This is a genomic window from Nocardiopsis sp. NPDC055824, from assembly GCF_053616335.1.
Map to the genome: position 1 here is coordinate 1 of NZ_JBSHDN010000393.1, position 2,010 is coordinate 2,010.

Annotated in this window: 2 protein-coding genes; both read left to right on the plus strand. The window is 68.3% G+C overall.

All coding sequences use genetic code 11. From position 1 onward, the window contains the following. The first annotated feature begins 228 nt into the window (after positions 1 to 228). Complete coding sequence (locus ACWGL3_RS32105; RefSeq protein WP_267950149.1) at positions 229 to 1,773, plus strand: sodium-dependent transporter; 1,545 nt, start codon at positions 229 to 231, stop codon at positions 1,771 to 1,773. After that, entirely contained in the window at positions 1,773 to 1,886 is a 114-nt protein-coding gene (locus tag ACWGL3_RS32110; protein WP_267950150.1) for a methionine/alanine import family NSS transporter small subunit, read from the plus strand. The genes ACWGL3_RS32105 and ACWGL3_RS32110 overlap by 1 nt, the downstream gene beginning before the upstream one ends. Positions 1,887 to 2,010: the final 124 nt, after the last annotated feature.

Genomic DNA, 2,010 nt, shown 5'->3' on the forward strand with positions numbered 1-2,010 from the left:
CCCCCGTACCCCGGGGGCGCCGCCACACGCGTGTGCAAGCGCGACTGAAGAGAGGTGTCCAGTGTTCCTTGACACACACGCGGGGTACGTCCATACCTGGACAAAGTGATACGAAAACCGTATTGCTGCACGACATGCGGCGAGGCGAAATGTCCCAACGATGCCGCCTGGACCAACTCCTGCTACGGTGCGGTTCGCGAACTACGGGATGATTTAGGAGGCCTGAACATGGCCCAACAGCCTCGCGAGCAGTGGGGGACGCGCGCGGGATTCCTGATGGCGGCGATCGGATCCGCCGTCGGACTCGGGAACATCTGGCGATTCCCCTACATCGCCTACGAGAACGGCGGTGGGGCGTTCATGCTGCCCTACCTGGTGGCCCTGCTCACCGCCGGTATCCCACTCCTGATCCTGGAGTACTCGATCGGCCACCGGTACCGGTCCTCCGCCCCCCTGTCCTACAGACGGATCTCCCGGCCCGCCGAGGCCATCGGCTGGTGGCAGGTGGCGATCTGCTTCGTCATCGCCATCTTCTACGGCGCGATCATCGCCTGGAGCGCCTCGTACATCTACTTCTCGGTCACCGGCGCCTGGGGGGACGACCCCAACGGGTTCTTCTTCGGCGACTACCTCCAGATGAGCGAGACCCCCGGCGGGATCACCGGGTACGTGCCCGCGGTGGCATGGCCGCTGGTCGGCGTGTGGGTCGTGGTACTGGCCATCCTGGCCCTGGGCGTGCGCAACGGTATCGAGAAGGCCAACAAGGTCTTCATCCCGCTGCTGGCGGTCCTGTTCCTCGTCCTGGTGGTGCAGGCGCTCACCCTGGACGGCGCCGTCGCCGGCCTGGACGCCCTGTTCACCCCCGACTGGAACGCCATGCTCGACGGCAGCGTGTGGGTGGCGGCCTACGGACAGATCTTCTTCTCGCTGTCCATCGGGTTCGGCATCATGGTCACCTACGCCTCCTACCTCAAGCGCAAGGCCGACCTGACCGGCTCGGCCATGGTCGCGGGCTTCGCCAACAGCTCCTTCGAGCTGCTCGCGGGCATCGGTGTGTTCGCGGCGCTGGGCTTCATGGCCACCGCCGCCGGAACCGCGGTCGACGAGGTCGCCACCTCGGGCATCGGGCTGGCCTTCATCGCCTTCCCGCAGATCATCTCCACCCTGCCCTTCGGCGGGGCGCTGTTCGGCGTGCTCTTCTTCGCCTCGCTGATGATCGCCGGGCTGACCTCCCTGATCAGCATCGTCCAGGTCGTCGTCTCCGCCGTCCAGGACCGGGTCGGCCTGGGCCGCCTGCAGTCCGTCTTCCTGGTCGGCGGCATCATCGCCCTGGTCTCCATCCTGATCTTCCCCACCCACCAGGGCCTGCACTACCTGGACGTGTTCGACCACTTCATCAACCAGTACGGCATCGTCCTGGCCGCCCTGGCGATGCTCATCGTCTTCGGGTGGGTCCTGCGCCGACTGCCGATGTTCCAGAAGCACGCCAACGAGGTGTCCTCCATCCGCCTGGGCACGTGGTGGAAGGTCGTGCTGGGCGGAATCACACCGGTCCTGCTCGGCTTCATGATGTGGGACAGCCTGCGCACCGAGCTCACGGAGAACTACGCGGGCTACTCCACCGGGTTCCTGCTCTCCGCGGGCTGGGGCGTGGCGATCGGCGCCCTCGTGTTCGGGATCGTCGTCTCGCTGTTCCCCTGGAAGCGCGCCGACGCCATCGCCCGAGAGGACGCGGCCGACGCCGCCCTGACCGCCAAGGAAGGTGACAGCTGATGTCCACCAGCGCGATCGTCATGATGGTCGTCTCCATCGCCGTGCTCTGGGGCGGCCTCGTCGCGGCCGTCGTCCACCTGCGGCGCCACCCCGACGAGTCCGGGCCGGAGTAGGCGCCGGGCAGACGACGGGCGGGGCGGTGGGGTGCGGGGGGGGCCACCCCCCCGCCCGGGGGTGGGGGCGCGCCGGCGGGCCCCGGGAGCCGGGGGGCGGGGCCGGCCGGTGGGGGGGCGGATA

Coding starts and splice junctions, on each gene's coding strand:
- ACWGL3_RS32105 (WP_267950149.1), top strand. CDS start 229: ATGGCCCAACAGCCTCGCGAGCAGTGGGGGACGCGCGCGGGATTCCTG.
- ACWGL3_RS32110 (WP_267950150.1), top strand. CDS start 1,773: ATGTCCACCAGCGCGATCGTCATGATGGTCGTCTCCATCGCCGTGCTC.